Origin of the sequence: Ferrimicrobium sp. (genome assembly GCF_027319265.1) — a bacterium.
Lineage (GTDB): Bacteria > Actinomycetota > Acidimicrobiia > Acidimicrobiales > Acidimicrobiaceae > Ferrimicrobium.
This window is the reverse complement of sequence record NZ_DAHVNP010000077.1, coordinates 1-16,677: the sequence shown is the minus strand read 5'-3', so window position 1 is coordinate 16,677 and position 16,677 is coordinate 1. Positions and strand designations below refer to the sequence as shown.

Here is a 16,677-nt window from a genome sequence, read left to right as displayed (position 1 = left end):
TAGCGGTGAGATGGGCCTGGGGAGATTCAGTTCCTAACATGAAAAGAGTCTACTTGAGCTGGGAAAACCCTTCAAGCACCCCGAGATGTCCCCTCTCATTTTCTCCTCATTTTGGGGGTGGGTTGTTCAGCAGAGTCCTAGGGCGCCGAAATCAGAACGTTCAACGAACGGGCCCACGTCGAAGTGGACCGCTCCAGGATCGTTCAAAGCGCCGTGCGAATGATCTCACCAATCGCCTTCACTTCAACGAGAAATCCATCATGACCGATATTCGAGTCGACAATGTACAGACCATCACAGGTCGGCAACGCCTCTGCGATCGCCTGCTGTTGTCCCACAGGAAAGAGGCGGTCAGAGGAGATCCCAATGACGGTCACCCTTGCCTTCACTCGTCGGAGAGCCTGGAGAACCCCACCTCGATCTCGCCCAACGTCGTGATGGTTCATCGCCTCCGAGAGTCGGATATAGGAGTTAGCATCGAAACGCTGGACAAGTTTTCGCCCATGATGAGACAGGTAGGACTCCACCGCAAAGGAGGGATCCACACCAAGGTCCGTGGCCGAATCGGATTGACGACGACGCCCAAAGCGCGTATCGAGTTCATCAGGACTTCGATAGCTAAGATGAGCGAGTTCACGGGCGAGGCGAAGCCCGTGGCTTGGGACAACCCCGTAACGGTAGTAATCCCCACCGCAGAAGTTGGGGTCGCTCTCTATCATACGGATCTGCAACGAGGAGAGCGCGATCTGCTCCGCTGTCGCCGTTGCCCCAACCGCCAACACCACCGCTCGTTCGCAAGCCTCCGGGTAGCCGACCAACCACTCAAGAACGCGCATCCCACCCATCGACCCTCCAACGATTCCAGCGAATCGTTCGATGCCAAGGAACTGGGCGAGTGCGTACTCAACAGCCACCTGATCACGGATGGTGATCGTCGGAAATCTCGAGCCGTAGACCTCGCCATCGGGTGCGACCGAAGAGGGACCGGTGGTCCCTTGACACCCACCAAGCACATTGGGGCACACCACAAAGTAGCGGTTCGTGTCAATCGCCAGACCGGGACCAATCAGTCCGTTCCACCAACCTGGTGTCGCATGTCCATCCTCAACCTCACCAACCGCATGCGAATCCCCAGTCAAAGCATGGAGTACCAGTATGGCATTGCTCCGATCAGCATTCAGCGTTCCCCAGGTCTCGTAGGCGACGTCGATAGGGCCGATCACCGCACCTAACTCGGTCGTAAAGTCATCAAGAACCCGTGCAAATTGACGGTGTCCGGCAAAGAGGCCAGTGTGCCATGCGGCGGTCGTCACCGCCTCAACTCTCTTTTGCAGCACGGAAACCAGCCTCCAAGTCAGCCAGGATATCGTCGATGGTCTCAAGACCAATCGACAGACGGATAAGGTCGGCGCTTACACCAGTTGCGATGCGTTCAGCCTCGGTTAGCTGCGAATGGGTGGTCGAGGCGGGATGGATGGCCAGACTACGCACATCGCCGACGTTGGCCAAGTGACTAAAGAGCTCAAGCCCTTCAATGAACCGCTGCCCGGCGGTCTCAGAGCCCTTGATCCCAAAGCCGATGATGGCTCCTGCGCCGCGCGGCAAGTACTGCTCTTGGCGTGCGTGCCAGGGACTCGAGGTAAGACCAGCATAGGAGACCCAGGCAACCTCATCCCGTGCTTCGAGCCACTCCGCGACCGCCTGTGCGTTGGCGACATGGCGCTCCATCCTCAGACTCAACGTCTCTAGGCCCAACAGGAACTGGAAAGCGTTGAACGGCGATACCGTAGCGCCGATGTCACGCATGTATTGTAGACGAGCCTTCAGAATATAACGGGCTGGCCGCAACGCCTCTGGTAGTTCCGAGTAAACCAGACCGTGGTAACTCTCATCGGGCTGAGTGAAGTTAGGGAAACGACCCGAGCTCTCATAGTCAAATGACCCACCGTCAACGATGACCCCGCCTAAAGAGGTACCGTGACCACCGATGAACTTCGTCGCTGAGTGCACCACGATATCCGCACCATAACGCAGCGGCTGGGCCAGGAAAGGCGTCGCAAGGGTGTTGTCCACCACCAAGGGGATGCCATGGTCGTGTGCAACGCTAGCGATACCGGCGAAATCGATGATATCCCCTTTGGGGTTCCCGATCGTCTCCGCATAAAAGGCTCGAGTCTCGGGACGAATCGCCGACTCCCATTCCCCCAGATCATCGACGTTGGTGATAAACGTCGTCTGAATTCCGAGCTTGGCGAGCGTGTAGTGCAAAAGGTTATAGCTACCACCGTAAAGAGATGATGATGCGACGATATGACCACCACCCTCGGCGAGGTTGACCAACGCCAGTGTCTCTGCCGCCTGCCCACTGGCGGTGGCCAGCGCTCCTACTCCACCCTCGAGAACGGCAATCCGATCCTCAAAGACCGCCTGCGTAGGGTTTCCAAGACGCGTGTAAATGTTACCGAGTTCTTGAAGTCCAAAGAGCGCAGCGGCGTGATCGGTATCACGAAAGACATAGCTCGAGGTTTGGTAGATCGGTACAGCACGAGCCCCCGTTGTCGGGTCCGCTACTGCGCCTGCATGAATCTGCTGTGTTTCAAATCCCCATTGGGACATTTTGGTAATCTCCTTGTTTGAAATAGATCGACGCTGCGATCATGAGTTCTACGACGTACATACTGCAACCTTGTTGCGATGATGAGATGGATCAACAGCCTCACTAGGCCTATACGATCAGTGTCAGTCGCTAGGGCGAACCAACGTTCGGGACCAACTAGCGAGTCCAAGAAGACAAACTCCGCGCTTACGCATGGGAGCTTGCCATCGACCGAACTGGACGCTAATGGATGAACTCCGCGTACATATCACCGGGCTCACGCGAGCCACTACACATCTCGCGACCACTACGGTGTCGCGCACTAGGCTGGTGAGTTTGTCGACACCACTTCGCACGCACGGCAAGAACACAGGTCCCGGCATTCTTGACACTTTTCTCAGCGTACAACAACGCACCAACCAACGGCTGATTCCTCTGTTGGGTAATATTGAAGTTCTCTCCGCCTCTATCGAGTTGCACGACACGCCTCCCAAAGTCAATGGGAAACCGAGCTATACAGCGAAGGCTTCCCGCCTTGCCGGTCACCACGACCGACCAGCTCTTCCTCCGGTAGCACCGTCTTGCGGGAGCGGTTGCCATTCTGTCATGCCGGAGGGCTTAGGACAGAATTCTTGAGCTACAAACATGATATCGGGCTCCAACACAAATCCTGTAGCTCTCCGAGAAGATAATTGACCGAACCTGCCCCAAGGGTGCAGCGATGCACGCAAAGCGCCATCGACCGCCATGACTATGACCTCTAGCCACGCCTGAGCCATCCGGGCACATCAGAATGTCCTCGCTATCACGCCTCAAGGGCTACTATCGTTCGATAGGGCCATTACGCTCCTCGGTACCCATGGAAGTGCTCGACGACCGTCAACGATGCCTACAGACACAACTCCTTGCTTGGGGCAACCAACATCGGCGCGTATTGCCCTGGCGGGCGACCAGGGATCCCTTCTTGGTCCTCGTAGCCGAGGTGATGCTCACCCAGACACAAGCATCCCGAGTCGCCATCATCTATCCAAGTTTTGTGCAACACTTTCCCACCATTGCCGTACTCGCAGAGGCCCCCATTCAGGAGCTGCTGGGCATATGGAGTGGGCTCGGCTACAACCGTCGCGCCTTACGCTTGCGCGAGTGCGCAAACAACCTGCTCAGCCAGCACCACGGTCTCGTCCCCGACGACTACCAGGCCCTCTGTTCCCTCCCGGGAGTGGGGCCCTACATCGCCAACGCCATCCTTGCGCAAGCCTTCAATCATCACGTCAGTGCGCTCGACACCAATGCGCGCCGGGTCCTTTCCCGTGCGTTCTTTGGCGCCACCAAGCAAACGCGCGAGCTACAACGCAGAGCAGACGACCTGGTGCCCGCCGGACAGGCATGGGCCTGGACCCAAGCCATCTTTGATCTCGGCGCCATGATCTGTCGCCCAAAACCCGCATGTGCCGTCTGTCCACTGCAAGCGGGCTGCCTGTTTCAGGGTCGTGGAGAAGATCCTTATACGATGCCACGACGTCAGTCGACCTTTGAAGGTTCTCATCGCCAGCTCCGTGGACGAGTCATCGCCGCTTTTGCCCAAGGGGTGACGACAAGGAGAGAGCTAGCCCTGCGCACCGGTCTGTCGGACTCGGTCTTCGACCAGGTCTACAACGAGCTCGCAGAGGAAGGTTTTTTTGAACCCGACAGGGCGTGACAAGATGGCGACCAAAGACGGACCTTCACAACAACGAGGGCCCAACTACGAGCTATTCGCACAAACGGTTCACAAAAAAGACCCCAGCACCATCGCAAGGCATACCCCCTGAAACCTCACCCGTCAACTCACCAAACACAAGTCTCGGCCAGCGACACCCCTACCTCCTGCGGCTGGACTTCGTATCAGCGTCCGGCTGGCGACAAATGGGCGTTGGACACTCGGCTCAGGGGTTAGGACCTCTCCTTCGTCGCCAAAACGAACTCTTCCATTGCCTTTGCAAAACCCTCATCGTTGTTCGATGCAGTCACCCGATGCGCCTGGTCGCGCACCTCCTTCGCTGCGTTGCCCATCGCTATCGACAACCCTGACACGGTGAACATATCGACATCGTTGGGCATATCCCCAATTGTGGCGATCTGTTGTGGATCGAGATGATACTGTTCGGCCAGATAGCTCACCACCGTACCCTTATTCGCGAGGGGGTGCGTGATATCGAGATAGTAGGGCTGCGAGGCCTCAGCAGAGACCTGCTGGCCATAGGCCTCTTGGATCTGTCCGGCCACCCGCTGGATGAGGTGATGATCGTCGCTGACGCCCACCACTTTGACGATAGATCCCGGCGGGGTCTGGTGCTGGCTCATAAGGGTAGGCGCAAACCCTACGGTGGCGGATTCTCGATCGACGTGAGAACCATCACGACTCGGCACATACCATTTTGATCCAGCGTAGAACCAGGTCTCAAGCTTCGCCTTCGCCAGATCCGCAACGATCTCCTCGAGCACCTCTTGATCGAGCACGTGTTCCACAAGGGTGTCAAAGGCTGGAGAAAGGATCTGCCCGCCGTTGAAGGCAGCAAAAGGAAGAGAGAGGTTGAGAGGTTCGATAAACATCTCCATTCCACGTGGTGGGCGACCACTGGTGAGCGAGAACAGAATCCCCGCCTCATGCAGCTCTCTGACGGCGACAATCGCACGCTTTGTCAACACCTTCTCGTCGGTGACGAGCGTCCCGTCTACATCTGCCAGGACTAAACGTACTGTTGGGTTCTTCGTCACTCTTGCTCCGATCTTCTCAAGGTGCCTACCACGCTCCAAACCGACTCCGCTCACCAAACCAACGCCGCCAACCGATAGGGATAACCATCGTTGACAACGCCATCGAACCGATGGATCACGTCGCGGCCGACGGGCGCAGCCACTTGCTGAGGTCCAACAGGGAAGGTACCTCACAACGCATTGCCCCATCTCTCCTCATCGCCAACCAATCACGTCACCCGACAATTAGAGACACTGAACCAAAGGTCATCAGCGGAGTGCCCACACCACACAGCACCACACCCCACAGATGTAACGATAGATGTAACGCTAGTCAATCCGGCCAAACAAGCAACTCCATCAAGCCGCAAACGAGGAGCGATCCGCTCACTGCAACCGCCTACCTCACTCGGTAGACTCAACGCTAGATCGCGATTGGGCTGGTCCAAGCGATTCGGCCACTTGGGACCTACTCATCAGCTCGCTCACATCGTACATTTGTCGCGTGTAAAAAACTAAGAAGGAGGAGCGTTGGCTTCGATTGGAAAACTGCTAAGAGGGTTCCGCGCCGGCACGCAACACAGCGTGTGGGATCTGCCAGGCTTGATGGCACCAGATGCGATCCACATCGCGAGCCAAGATTTTGCCGATGGTGGCCAAATCCCACTCATTCACTCCGGCAAGGGCGTTGGCCAGAACCGATCACCCGAGCTCACTTGGAGTGGAGTGCCAGATCACACCGTACAACTGCTCTTCATCATCGAAGACACCGACGTGCCACTACCACGGCCCATTCTGCATACGATCGCGCTGCTTGAGCCACAACACTCCAGTTTGCCCATTGGTGGACTCGACCCAAAGACTGAAGGGCTCGTTTTCTTACCGGCTACCTTTGGGCGGCGAGGCTACGAGGGGCCAAGGCCACTACCAGGCCACGGTCCTCACCACTACGGATTTTGCCTTTGGGCCCTCGCCACAAAGATTCCTAAGCCCAACGAAATCAAGAACTTTCCAATGTTACTCGATAGAGTATCGGGCACTGCTCTTGCTCGTGGACGCTTGATTGGGTTGCAGGAGCGGTAGCTGCAAGACAGCGTCGTTACCGATCGCTGGTTCGCGTCCGCATCGACCATCGTTGGCCAAACTGCATGTGGGAGGCACCTACCTCCTCGTTCCTACCCCCATGCAAAGCGCGACATACCCATCAGCTCCTTGATCGTCGTGCCGAGGGCGCCCGCACCTGCCGTCAGCGGCAGCCCTGTAGTCCGCACCTACCAGATACTGACAAGCTGGACTGCTTACCAACGCCAACCAGCTCCCAAATGACAGCGAGCCAAGCACTCTGTATAGTTCTGGATGAGCGATGGGCTGGTTCAGGTGACCTTTCTCGGGACCGGGTAGTCCAACCTCTGTTGATGGGCAACTGTGCGGGTAGGCTCAATGAACGAAGCACATCAAAAATTGTGGCACTCATGCTCCACATCGGAACACGTCAAAGGATAGATCATGACCATGGACAGCGACCTGACCATCGCCCGCGCGGCCAACCTCAAACCCATCATCGATATCGCGCGCGAGATGGGAATCGCGCCAGAGCTACTAGAGACCTACGGTAATAGCGTTGCCAAAATCAAACTTGAGGCTATCGAGGCACTGGCGGACCGACCAAAGGCCAAGTACGTCGTTGTCTCTGCGATCACACCAACCCCACTTGGCGAGGGCAAGACCACCACAACGGTGGGGCTAGGCCAGGCCATGCATCACACCGGCCGGCGCGCCACCATCGCCATCCGCCAACCCTCGATGGGTCCAACCTTTGGCATCAAGGGCGGCGCAGCAGGGGGCGGCTATAGCCAAGTCGTGCCCATGGAATCGCTCAATCTCCACCTCACGGGCGATATGCACGCAGTCACAAGTGCCCATAATCTCCTCGCAGCGATGCTTGACAATCATCTCTTTCGAGGAAACGAGCTCGATATCGATCCCCACGATATCACCTGGAGGCGCGTGCTCGACGTCGACGACCGTGCACTCCGTAACATCGTGATTGGGCTCGGTGGCAAAAATGATGGCATCCCCCGTCAGACCGGCTTTGACATCACCGCCGCATCCGAGATCATGGGCGTCCTTGCTCTCTCTACCTCCTTGCAGGATCTCCGCGCTCGGCTTGGTCGAATCGTCATCGGTTACACCAGCGAACACGAGCCCGTCACCGCAGAACAACTCAGGGCCGCCGGTGCAATGACGGTTATGATGCGCGATGCGATCAAGCCCAACCTTCTCCAAACGCTGGAGAACACTCCGGTTCTTGTCCACGCTGGACCCTTTGGCAACATCGCCCATGGAAATTCATCGATCGTCGCAGACTTGATCGGCATCCACACCGGAGACTTCCTGATCACCGAGGCTGGCTTTGGAGCCGATATGGGAGCAGAACGCTTCTTCAACATCAAGTGCCGTGCCTCAGGTCTCACCCCAGACGCTGCAGTCCTAGTCGCGACCGTACGAGCGCTCAAAGTTCACTCAGGCCAACATCGAGTCGTCGCCGGCCGGCCACTGCCGCCTGCCATCTTACAAGAGAACCCTGACGAGGTCCATGCCGGTGGAGCAAACCTTCGCAAGCAGATCGAGAACATCAAACTCCACGGGGTAAGCCCCGTCGTCGCCATCAACGCATTCCCAGGGGACTTCTCCTCCGAGCACGATGCGATCCGTGAGATCGCCGAGTCGATGGGTGCCCGGGTCGCCCTCTGCACTAACTTCGTCGCCGGCGGCAAAGGAGCGGTCGAACTCGCCGAGATGGTGGCAGAGGCGGCCAACGAACCGAACCACTTTGGCCTACTCTATCCCAATGAGGCTCCGCTACGGGAAAAGATCGAAATCATCGCCAAGAAAGTGTACGGAGCAGATGGCGTCGACTACCTGCCGGCCGCGAGTCGACAGCTTGAGATCTATGAGCAAAATGGCTTCGGGAACCTACCGGTGATTATCGCGAAAACCCACCTCTCAATCTCATCAGATCCATCGCTGAAGGGAGCACCTACCGGCTGGCGGATGCCGGTCCGTGAGGCTCGTGCCTCGGTCGGGGCTGGTTTTGTCTACCTCATCTGCGGCGACATCTCCACGATGCCAGGCTTATCCGCACATCCCTCCGCGGAATCGATCGACATCGACGAAACGGGGGAAATTGTCGGACTCAGTTGATCTTCCCGAGTACCTCGATAGTACCGTCAAGGACTTCATCGACGCGGTCGCCGAACCCAAACCTGCCCCTGCGGCAGGCTCTGTTGCGGCTATCGCGGTGAGCATGGCAGCAGCACTATGCGTCAAATCCGCCCTACTATCGACCCGGCAACTGACGGACGCGAACGATTACGCACGCGCGGCACGAGAGCTGCGCGACCGAGCCAACAAACTGTGCCAAGCAGACGCCACAGCCTATGCTGAGGTAATCCTGGCACAGCGCGAAGAACGGAAACAACACTCCACAAACACTGCCGACCAGGTCAGGGTTCGTCTCAAACATGCCGCCCAGGTATCGCTGGATATTGCCAACCTCGGCATTGAGGTCGGAGCGATCGCTGCCCATCTCACAGAGGTGGGCAACCCCAATCTCACCGGAGATGGTACCACTGCAGCCCTCCTCGCCGAATCTGGCGTCCGGTCCGCCACCACGCTGGCCCTCGTCAACCTAGTAAGTGCCCAAAGCGACCCAAACGCGTACCGACTCACAGAGCTCATCGACCTAGCGGCCGGTTACCGCACAAGAGCACTGGAGTCAGTAGCTGCACGCTCACATAAGTAAGAGAGGAGACAGGTGATCCTCACCGTGTGTCGATATGGCCATCGATCGCTATGGCACGGCATCTCGACACCACGATTGCGGTCGCAATCACCTACCGTGCGACATCACCAGCAAGCTGGCTGCAACCTTTAAGGGGCCTGACGATCTCGGTTTGGCTTTGGTCCTGACCCCATGACGATGAGCACCATCGATTTAGGTTAGAATCGGCATATGGCACGATCAGCTGATCGAACGTATTACGAGGTCCTCGATGTCTCTCGTGACGCCAGTCAGCAAGAAATTCAGTCAGCCTACCGCCGTCTCGCACTCCAGGTTCATCCCGACAAGGGTGGCTCGGCAGCCCTCTTCCAGCTCATCAATGACGCATGGACGACGCTCTCGAACCCCGAGGCTCGACGAGCCTATAACGCGACCCTTGACGGAACTGCAGGATCCAAGACAGGGACAAACCCCAACGGTGATGCGAGTCGTCAGGGGGCCAGCTATAGTGATGCCGGCTACGGTGCTAATGAACACAGCGGCGCGAGTTACCATGACACCAGTGCCAAAACAACACCACAGAAGTCGAGTATCCTTGCCGCGAAACCAGCTGGGTTGCTCCTTGGCGCAGGCCTGATCCTTGTGCTGGCATTTCCCACCACAGCTATGCCTATCGGACTGCTTGCCACCGTAGTGGGAGGTATCGCCGTGGTTGGTAAGTTCCGATTGCGAAGAGAGGCAAGAAGTCGAAGTCGTTTCCAGGCCGATCCGCTGACTGAACTCTCAGGAATTTCCCTGTTTCGAGCCGAGCTCTTTCGCGGTTTTTCTGTCGTCCTGGGCGCGCTGGGCATCCTCCTGGCCGCCGTATTTAGCCCCAGGAGAGGCCGACGTCGACGGTAAGCCACTCGGTCCTCTCGGCACCGGGACGAAACAATCGAGATAGAGAACCTGGACTCTTGCGCTCCCGTCGCGTGACGATCCACAGACCAGGTTGACGATACCCTCACCAACAAAGCCGACCCACAGAGGGTACGCGACGTCCAGTCGCGCGCTCTTCTGCGCGGCAATCTCGCCAACCTTCGCCTGGACGCAACGAGTCACCGGGTGGTACAACTACCTTCTGTCCGACCTAGGCGACGTAGGCGTCTTTGCTTAGCCCGAACACTCTCCGATTAGCCTGGAAAGGCCTACCATCTGGCTCCAGGAGGAAGCTTGAACAATCAACCAGCGGTAGTACTGCTCAGTGGCGGTCTCGATTCCACAACAGTGCTAGCCATTGCTCAACATCAGGGTTACGATCCACATGCTCTCAGCTTCGATTATGGACAACGACACTCAATCGAGCTCCGAGCAGCTCGGCGCGTTGCTCAGTCAATGGGGGTTGTGAATCATGTCATCACCACGATCGATCTGCGCATATTCGGTGGCTCGGCCCTTACTGACGACATTGGGGTGCCCCACCATCGAGATCTTGGGGAACTCAGTGATACCATTCCCACCACTTACGTTCCTGCTCGCAACACCATTTTTCTCTCCTTCGCCCTGGCGTTGGCTGAGACGATTGGTGCTAGCGATATCTTTATCGGCGTCAACGCTCTCGACTACTCTGGATATCCCGACTGCCGACCGGAGTACATTAGCGCCTACGAAACGATGGCGAATCTGGCTACAAAGGCCGGGGTTGAGGGAGAACAGCGCTTGCGGGTGCACACTCCCCTTATCGAACTCTCCAAAGCTGAGATCATCAAACTCGGCCTTAGCCTTGGGGTCGACTACTCGATCACGCATAGCTGTTATGACCCCAATCTCCAGGGTGCACCTTGCGGCACATGCGACTCTTGCCTCCTTCGCAAAAAGGGATTCAGCGAAGCTGGCCTAGATGATCCTGCTCTCGCCGTGCGGTTGCACTGATGTCCTACATCGTCAAGGAGATCTTCTACACCCTCCAGGGTGAGGGGGCACAAGCCGGACGACCTTCGGTGTTTTGTCGGTTCTCACGCTGCAATCTCTGGACCGGACGTGAGTCGGATCGCATGAGTGCAACCTGCCAGTTCTGCGATACCGATTTCATTGGGACCGACGGCCCAGGGGGCGGACGATTTACGACAGCTACCGATCTTGCCGCTGCGGTCTTAAGCACCTGGGGCGGAGAGGCACACACTAGAGCCAAACCTTATGTGGTTTGCACAGGAGGCGAACCACTGCTACAACTCGACACCGACGCCGTGGAGGCGCTCCATCACGCTGGCTTCAGCGTTGGCGTGGAGACCAACGGAACCCAAGCCCCGCCACCTGGATTGGACTGGATCTGCGTCAGCCCCAAAGCTGGCGCACCCCTTCGACTGGATCGTGGCGATGAACTCAAACTGGTTTTTCCACAACTTCTTGCCCCTCCGGTGCAGTTCGAGAACCTCGACTTTACCCACTACTTCCTACAGCCGATGGACGGGCCAGAGCGTGAACACAACACAGCTCTTGCCATCGAGTACTGTCTTGCTCATCCGCAGTGGAGACTGAGTCTCCAGACCCACAAATACACTGGGATTCGCTGATGGAGATCTTTAAGGAGTTCACCTTCGAAGCCGCGCACTACCTACCAAATGTCCAGGAAGGACACAAATGCGCTCGCCTACATGGCCACTCTTATCGAGTAGAGGTCCATGTCCAAGGCGAGGTTGATCCAATCCTTGGCTGGGTCATGGATTTTGCCGAAATCACAACGGCCTTTGCCCCACTTCTCACGCAACTTGATCACCATCTATTAAACGAGATCGGCGGCCTGGAAAACCCTACTAGCGAAAACGTTTGCGTATGGCTCTGGCAACAGCTCATAGAGACGCTCCCACTCTCGGCAATCATGGTCAGGGAAACCCATACCTCTGGCGCGATCTATCGTGGGGAGACGCGGAGCTAGCATTGGAGTGATCCACCTCAGATGAACCGCCTCGAATGCAAGGGGACCGACCAGAATAGAAACGGGGGGGAGATTCTATGAAAGGGATAAGACTCCCTAAGCTATTCATTACCGTACTTCTGACCGCAATCGTTTTGGCTTCGTGCGGCTCAACAACGAAGAATTCAGGAATTACGGTTACTGGGCACGGGGTTTCATCGGTTCAGATAACTAAGTCAGTTTTGGTTAAGCGTTTTCTCATCGTTCGTGGTACGTGCAACACTACCGGATCGACACCGGCAGCACCAGCGATCAAGTTCCATGTCTTCCTAGCACATCAACAAGTCGCTGCAACAGCTTGGGAGTGCAAAAAGCCACAGGCTTCATTCTCCTTTTACCTCCCCTCAAAGGATCTGTCCTCCAATGAGGAGCTACATATGTTCTCAAGACCGGAGAGTAAATGGGTCATCGAGATCTCTGGATCGAATACCAAAGGCAGCTCAAAGGAGTTCGCCTTCTATTCGACATATGTTCCTCCTAAACCCAAACCTCCAGCGTTGCCTGCTAGTGCACCTCTATGCACTCCTGGTCAGGTATCGGTTGGTATTACCGGTGAAGGGTACGTGGCAAATCAGGTGCACGCCTATCTAACGGTCTCCGATACCTCCTCGTCTCCGTGCAGTCTACAGGGGTGGCCATCTATTTATGGAATGACTGTCACTGGCAGGCGTATATCGCTATACCAGTCAAGGGCGATCGGACCCAAGGGCCATTATGTTTCCAAACCACCCTTGGTGCTGATTAAGAAGAATATACAGAGTGCCTATAGTGAATTGGGATATGCGCCAGGATGCCCATCTTTAAACGAAGGTAACAAGGGCACGCAGGTTGATTACCAGTCGTTGTCTGTAGCCCTACCGGACTCTCTTGGCACATATACGATACCGTCTTCAGCCTTCAACGAGGGATCATTAGTGCTTACACCAGTGAGTTGCTATACAGCGTCTAGTAAGCTGGCCGGAACAGTAGGTTATTCCTTCCTAATCCCGTCATTCGGGCTACAATTACCAGCACTGTTCTAGTGGGATAGGATGGAGTGATTCCCAGAGAGTGTTGTTAACTAGCACCCTGGAGTAGTGGCTCTATTGGAGTGATGAACGCTATGTGATCCACCTGAAGCGTGAGAAGGCCGTGGAGGTGAGACAAGCGCTCATAATCCGAAAGAGGCACGTGTGGAGAGCCAAATCGTTGCAACGGTCGCGGAGTTGCAAGAAACCGACGATTCACAAACGAAGAGGACCGGGCTCAAGGCGCCGTCCAGTCCATAGGGTTACAACATGCCCTGACCTGGTGGGCCCGGTAGGATTCGAACCCACGACCAAAGGATTATGAGGTGTTCACAAAGTGTCCGAGCTGGTAGTCATAGTGTCCGAGTACGTCTCATTTCTGCAGCTCATCGAGGTCTTTTGAAAAGCGCGGTGAGACAACCTCGGACTGGGTCGGACGTTCTCGGACACAATTGTTGGGTGAAGTACACGTGGAGACCCCCTCGAGCATAGGTCGATCACATTGTTCCTAGCCAACACTATCGACATGTTCACCTGTTTAAATGGATCGCCTAACCATCGCTGTCCTGCTTTCGAACCTCCAGGTTTACTAGCTACACGGACTTCCATCCAGGGCCAATCGCCAGAACAAATCACTTCGCCCGGGTTAAAATGCGATTCCGATGAGGTGCCGCAAACCGGTTTCGCCAAATATGAAGATCACCTGAAAGTCAAAGCAGCATCGGATCCCCTGGTAGAACCAGATGACCTACCGAATCATCCTACCTATCCAGAAGGATTATGTTCCCAGTGCTAAGATCCTACTCAACACCAGACGAGACTTTTCATAGATGCTATCAAAGGGGGTAATCAATGAGGCTCATGGAGACCGTCCGGGGGGGGGGGTAAGTTTAAGCTCTTTCGCGCGCCTTATGGCCGCAATGAGTCTCCTGATCATCCCTCTCGGACTTACCGCAGCATTCACTTCCCACAAGGCATACGGCTGGATAACTGAACAAGATGCCGAAGGATTTGACTTATGTTCCAGCAACTTCTTCGATAACAACCAAAACTTAGTAAACTTCTGGAATAACACCCCTTGGACCACCATAGGAGTCTATCTAGGGGGATCTGGTGCGGCCTCAGTCGGCTGTCAAGCCACACCCCCGCGTCGAATATGTGGTACGCATTTGGTTTGGGCTACTCCGTGGAAGCTCTGTGGTATGGCCACCAGATGTCGTATGGAAGCTGCCAGACCGAGTTCGATTATCCTCACCAAGTTGCCTTAAATAACAACCAGCTTGCCACTGACCAGGGAGAGCAGGCGGCTCGTGAAGCGGCTTCCGCGGCTCAAGCCGCAGGGTTCAACAGCGGTGCCACCATATATTACGATATGGAGGAAGTGATAAATAATTCCGACTGCTATGCCGCCGCGAAGAACTTTATAAATGGATGGGACTATGAGCTAGCCAATGTCTATCATTACCAAGGAGAGGTATATTCACCAACCTGCTCCGGACACATTTCAATGTACGCTACGATCCCAAACGTGCCAAATGCCATAGCGCCTGCTGACAACCTGGATGATCCGACGGGTGTCTACAACTTGCGCTGCCTTGCAAATGGCATATGGGATATCAATCAGCGGATTCATCAGCTAGCAAATTCCGGAGCGGGAGGATATCAACCACAAACATTTAAATATGGCGCATCGATTTACACTGTCGATGAGGACTGTGTTGATGCTCCGGTTGAAGGCAGTACCGCCTACGGCGGCTCTTGTCAGTTTATTGGAGGTAATGACTAAATGAAATACATAGGCGAGCCAAGTCGGCAAATTACAAAGGTTATCGGAATTACGGTTTCGACCGCGATGCTGCTTGCAGCATGCAGTTCAAACGCTTCCGCAACGAAAGCACCGAATACCTCTAAAGCAGAACCTTCACGGGCACAGGCCATCGCACCTCGCAAAGTCTCGGAGCCAGCTTGGCGCCTCCTAGATAAGGAAGTAGCGGTATCCGTAAATGGTGGCCTCGCATGGACGACGAAGGCCTTGCCACCCGGAATCCAAGTGGAAGGAACTTCAGTGACAGTCACTGAACAAGGTTCGATTTTAGCAATGGACAGTTCAGGAACTAACCTTAAGATCTTTCGCGCGACCAACGCCAACTCGCCATGGACGCATGAATCCTTGCCCATTCGATGGCCGGCCGGAGTAGCGCTTGGACCAACATATGTCCCGAATCTGGTCAACGTAGAGGATAACTATGGTACTGACGTGACCTCAATCTCGGTGATCGAAGGTGGTGCCCAAACCGGTAACGTCCCAGCGCTGTTCGTCTCCGATGACGGAGGAAGGACCTTTGCTCAACTGGAGCTGCCGACCAGCTATGGCACCTATCAAGCTGCCATGCTGTCTGCCAGCGCCGGAGTAATCACCGGCGGCGATAGTGATCAGGGTGTTTGGTTTACGCCCAATGGAGGAAAGAACTGGGAGCCAGCCTCAATACCGGGATTTGCTCCAAGTCCGAACAACACCGTTGGCACACCCGTTGCATTTGGCACCCAGATCTATGTCCCTATCGCCCTCGGAGTTGGTGCGAACGCAAAGACCACTTTGTACGAGAGCACCGATGGCGGTGCATCTTTCAAGGCTCTCACCACACAGCAGCACGTCGGCAGCCTGATCGTAGCGGCTAATGGCCCAAATATCTGGCTCTTCAATGCTCCACATGAAATAGTGGAGTCGTCCAATGACGGATTATCATGGACGACGGTTTCCTCTCCGACGCTCGCTAAGGAGGTAGCCTCCGTCGAATTGGTCTCACCGACCAAGGCCGTAGCCACGACAATCAACTACGGCTGTACTGGATTCAAGACCGGCTGCTACTACAACACCTACCAGCAGGCGACTACCAATAGTGGAAAGACCTGGACTGAGAACGCCCTAAGCCCCACATCCAATGGTTGAGCGGAAGAATTCTCCATACGATATCAACGACGAATATAGCGTAAATCCTTGGAGACGTGCGTCGTAGCTCAGCGAATCACGCCGGATCTAGCACTGTCCGGGACCAAGATGGCCAAATCAGTCGATCAACCCTTCTTTGCGCATACGCGAGTGACTGGCGCTACCGTCATTCGAAGCCACCGATACCTACCCGGAAGCGACGCAGGCTGCGAATGCCTTCATAGTCCGTCAGTCCAAAGTTACAGATAAGCATCTCACGAACAATACAAGATACACACGCATTTTGTGTACAAGCCGCTGGGGTGTTGAACGCCTAGCGATCCACCTCAAAGCGCGAGAGGGTCGAGCGGAGTGGAGATGCGACAAGGGCTCATAATCCAAGAGTTACACGTGTGGAGAACCAAATCATTACAAAGGTCGCAGGTTGAAAGGGGCACTCGTTTCGCTGACACCATAGCCAATTTGGGTCTTGTTGGGTTTTTCTGCAAGTCCATAGGGTTAAAACATGCCCTGACCTGGTGGGCCCGGTGGGATTCGAACCCACGACCAAGGGATTATGAGGTGTTCACAAAGTGTCCGAGCTGGTAGTAAAAGTGTCCGAGTACGTCTCATTTTTGCAGCTCATCGAGGCGTTTTGGCAAGGACGGTGAG

General features: G+C 55.7%; 13 protein-coding genes and 1 riboswitch. Of the genes, 10 read left to right on the top strand and 3 right to left on the bottom strand.

Annotated features, from left to right (window positions below; genetic code table 11):
- Positions 1 to 203: 203 nt before the first annotated feature.
- Both M7439_RS12460 and M7439_RS12455 read right to left on the bottom strand, forming a co-directional pair.
- Positions 204 to 1,337 (bottom strand): homoserine O-acetyltransferase, encoded by a 1,134-nt coding sequence (locus M7439_RS12460; RefSeq protein ID WP_298349049.1) that lies wholly within the window; start codon positions 1,335 to 1,337, stop codon positions 204 to 206.
- Positions 1,318 to 2,616 carry a bifunctional o-acetylhomoserine/o-acetylserine sulfhydrylase gene (locus M7439_RS12455; RefSeq protein ID WP_298349047.1) on the bottom strand — a complete coding sequence of 433 codons (1,299 nt, stop codon included), beginning with the start codon at positions 2,614 to 2,616 and terminating at the stop codon, positions 1,318 to 1,320. Before M7439_RS12455 ends, M7439_RS12460 begins: the two co-directional genes overlap by 20 nt.
- Positions 2,617 to 3,122: 506 nt before the next feature.
- A riboswitch (SAM riboswitch) is annotated at positions 3,123 to 3,234 on the bottom strand.
- 326 nt (positions 3,235 to 3,560) lie between these two features.
- Between M7439_RS12455 and M7439_RS12450 the strand changes: the two genes are divergently transcribed.
- Positions 3,561 to 4,295 carry an A/G-specific adenine glycosylase gene (locus M7439_RS12450; RefSeq protein ID WP_298349045.1) on the top strand — a complete coding sequence of 245 codons (735 nt, stop codon included), beginning with the start codon at positions 3,561 to 3,563 and terminating at the stop codon, positions 4,293 to 4,295.
- A 233-nt stretch (positions 4,296 to 4,528) separates the two neighbouring features.
- Here the strand turns inward: M7439_RS12450 and M7439_RS12445 are convergent, their stop codons facing one another.
- Positions 4,529 to 5,353 (bottom strand): Cof-type HAD-IIB family hydrolase, encoded by an 825-nt coding sequence (locus M7439_RS12445; RefSeq protein WP_298349043.1) that lies wholly within the window; start codon positions 5,351 to 5,353, stop codon positions 4,529 to 4,531.
- 510 nt (positions 5,354 to 5,863) lie between these two features.
- Here M7439_RS12445 and M7439_RS12440 point away from each other — a divergent pair.
- The 9 genes from M7439_RS12440 to M7439_RS12400 all read left to right on the top strand — a co-directional run bounded on the left by M7439_RS12440 (position 5,864) and on the right by M7439_RS12400 (position 16,026).
- Positions 5,864 to 6,415: a YbhB/YbcL family Raf kinase inhibitor-like protein gene (locus M7439_RS12440; RefSeq protein ID WP_298349041.1), complete on the top strand. Its 552-nt coding sequence runs from the start codon at positions 5,864 to 5,866 to the stop codon at positions 6,413 to 6,415.
- Positions 6,416 to 6,838: 423 nt separating this feature from the next.
- A complete protein-coding gene (locus M7439_RS12435) occupies positions 6,839 to 8,536 on the top strand; it encodes a formate--tetrahydrofolate ligase (RefSeq protein WP_298349038.1) in 1,698 nt (565 codons plus the stop codon).
- Complete coding sequence (locus M7439_RS12430; protein WP_298349035.1) at positions 8,520 to 9,137, top strand: cyclodeaminase/cyclohydrolase family protein; 618 nt, start codon at positions 8,520 to 8,522, stop codon at positions 9,135 to 9,137. The genes M7439_RS12435 and M7439_RS12430 overlap by 17 nt, the downstream gene beginning before the upstream one ends.
- A gap of 210 nt (positions 9,138 to 9,347) precedes the next feature.
- On the top strand, positions 9,348 to 10,016 hold the full coding sequence (locus tag M7439_RS12425) for a J domain-containing protein (RefSeq protein ID WP_298349031.1): 669 nt from the start codon (positions 9,348 to 9,350) through the stop codon (positions 10,014 to 10,016).
- 312 nt (positions 10,017 to 10,328) lie between these two features.
- Positions 10,329 to 11,027, top strand: a complete 699-nt coding sequence (queC, locus tag M7439_RS12420; RefSeq protein WP_298349028.1) for a 7-cyano-7-deazaguanine synthase QueC — start codon at positions 10,329 to 10,331, stop codon at positions 11,025 to 11,027.
- Positions 11,027 to 11,668, top strand: coding sequence for a 7-carboxy-7-deazaguanine synthase (gene queE, locus M7439_RS12415; protein ID WP_298349026.1), 642 nt, complete (start codon positions 11,027 to 11,029; stop codon positions 11,666 to 11,668). Before queC ends, queE begins: the two co-directional genes overlap by 1 nt.
- Positions 11,668 to 12,030, top strand: a complete 363-nt coding sequence (gene queD, locus M7439_RS12410) for a 6-carboxytetrahydropterin synthase QueD (RefSeq protein ID WP_298349023.1) — start codon at positions 11,668 to 11,670, stop codon at positions 12,028 to 12,030. The genes queE and queD overlap by 1 nt, the downstream gene beginning before the upstream one ends.
- 2,259 nt (positions 12,031 to 14,289) lie before the next feature.
- Positions 14,290 to 14,862 (top strand): glycoside hydrolase domain-containing protein, encoded by a 573-nt coding sequence (locus tag M7439_RS12405; protein ID WP_276941604.1) that lies wholly within the window; start codon positions 14,290 to 14,292, stop codon positions 14,860 to 14,862.
- A 279-nt stretch (positions 14,863 to 15,141) separates the two neighbouring features.
- A complete protein-coding gene (locus M7439_RS12400; protein WP_276941602.1) occupies positions 15,142 to 16,026 on the top strand; it encodes a hypothetical protein in 885 nt (294 codons plus the stop codon).
- Positions 16,027 to 16,677: the final 651 nt, after the last annotated feature.

Excerpts from the sequence above, each read along its gene's own strand:
- M7439_RS12405 (WP_276941604.1), top strand. The coding sequence starts at position 14,290 with ATGTCGTATGGAAGCTGCCAGACCGAGTTCGATTATCCTCACCAAGTT.
- M7439_RS12455 (WP_298349047.1), bottom strand. The coding sequence starts at position 2,616 with ATGTCCCAATGGGGATTTGAAACACAGCAGATTCATGCAGGCGCAGTA.
- queE (WP_298349026.1), top strand. The coding sequence starts at position 11,027 with ATGTCCTACATCGTCAAGGAGATCTTCTACACCCTCCAGGGTGAGGGG.
- M7439_RS12435 (WP_298349038.1), top strand. The coding sequence starts at position 6,839 with ATGACCATGGACAGCGACCTGACCATCGCCCGCGCGGCCAACCTCAAA.
- queD (WP_298349023.1), top strand. The coding sequence starts at position 11,668 with ATGGAGATCTTTAAGGAGTTCACCTTCGAAGCCGCGCACTACCTACCA.
- M7439_RS12425 (WP_298349031.1), top strand. The coding sequence starts at position 9,348 with ATGGCACGATCAGCTGATCGAACGTATTACGAGGTCCTCGATGTCTCT.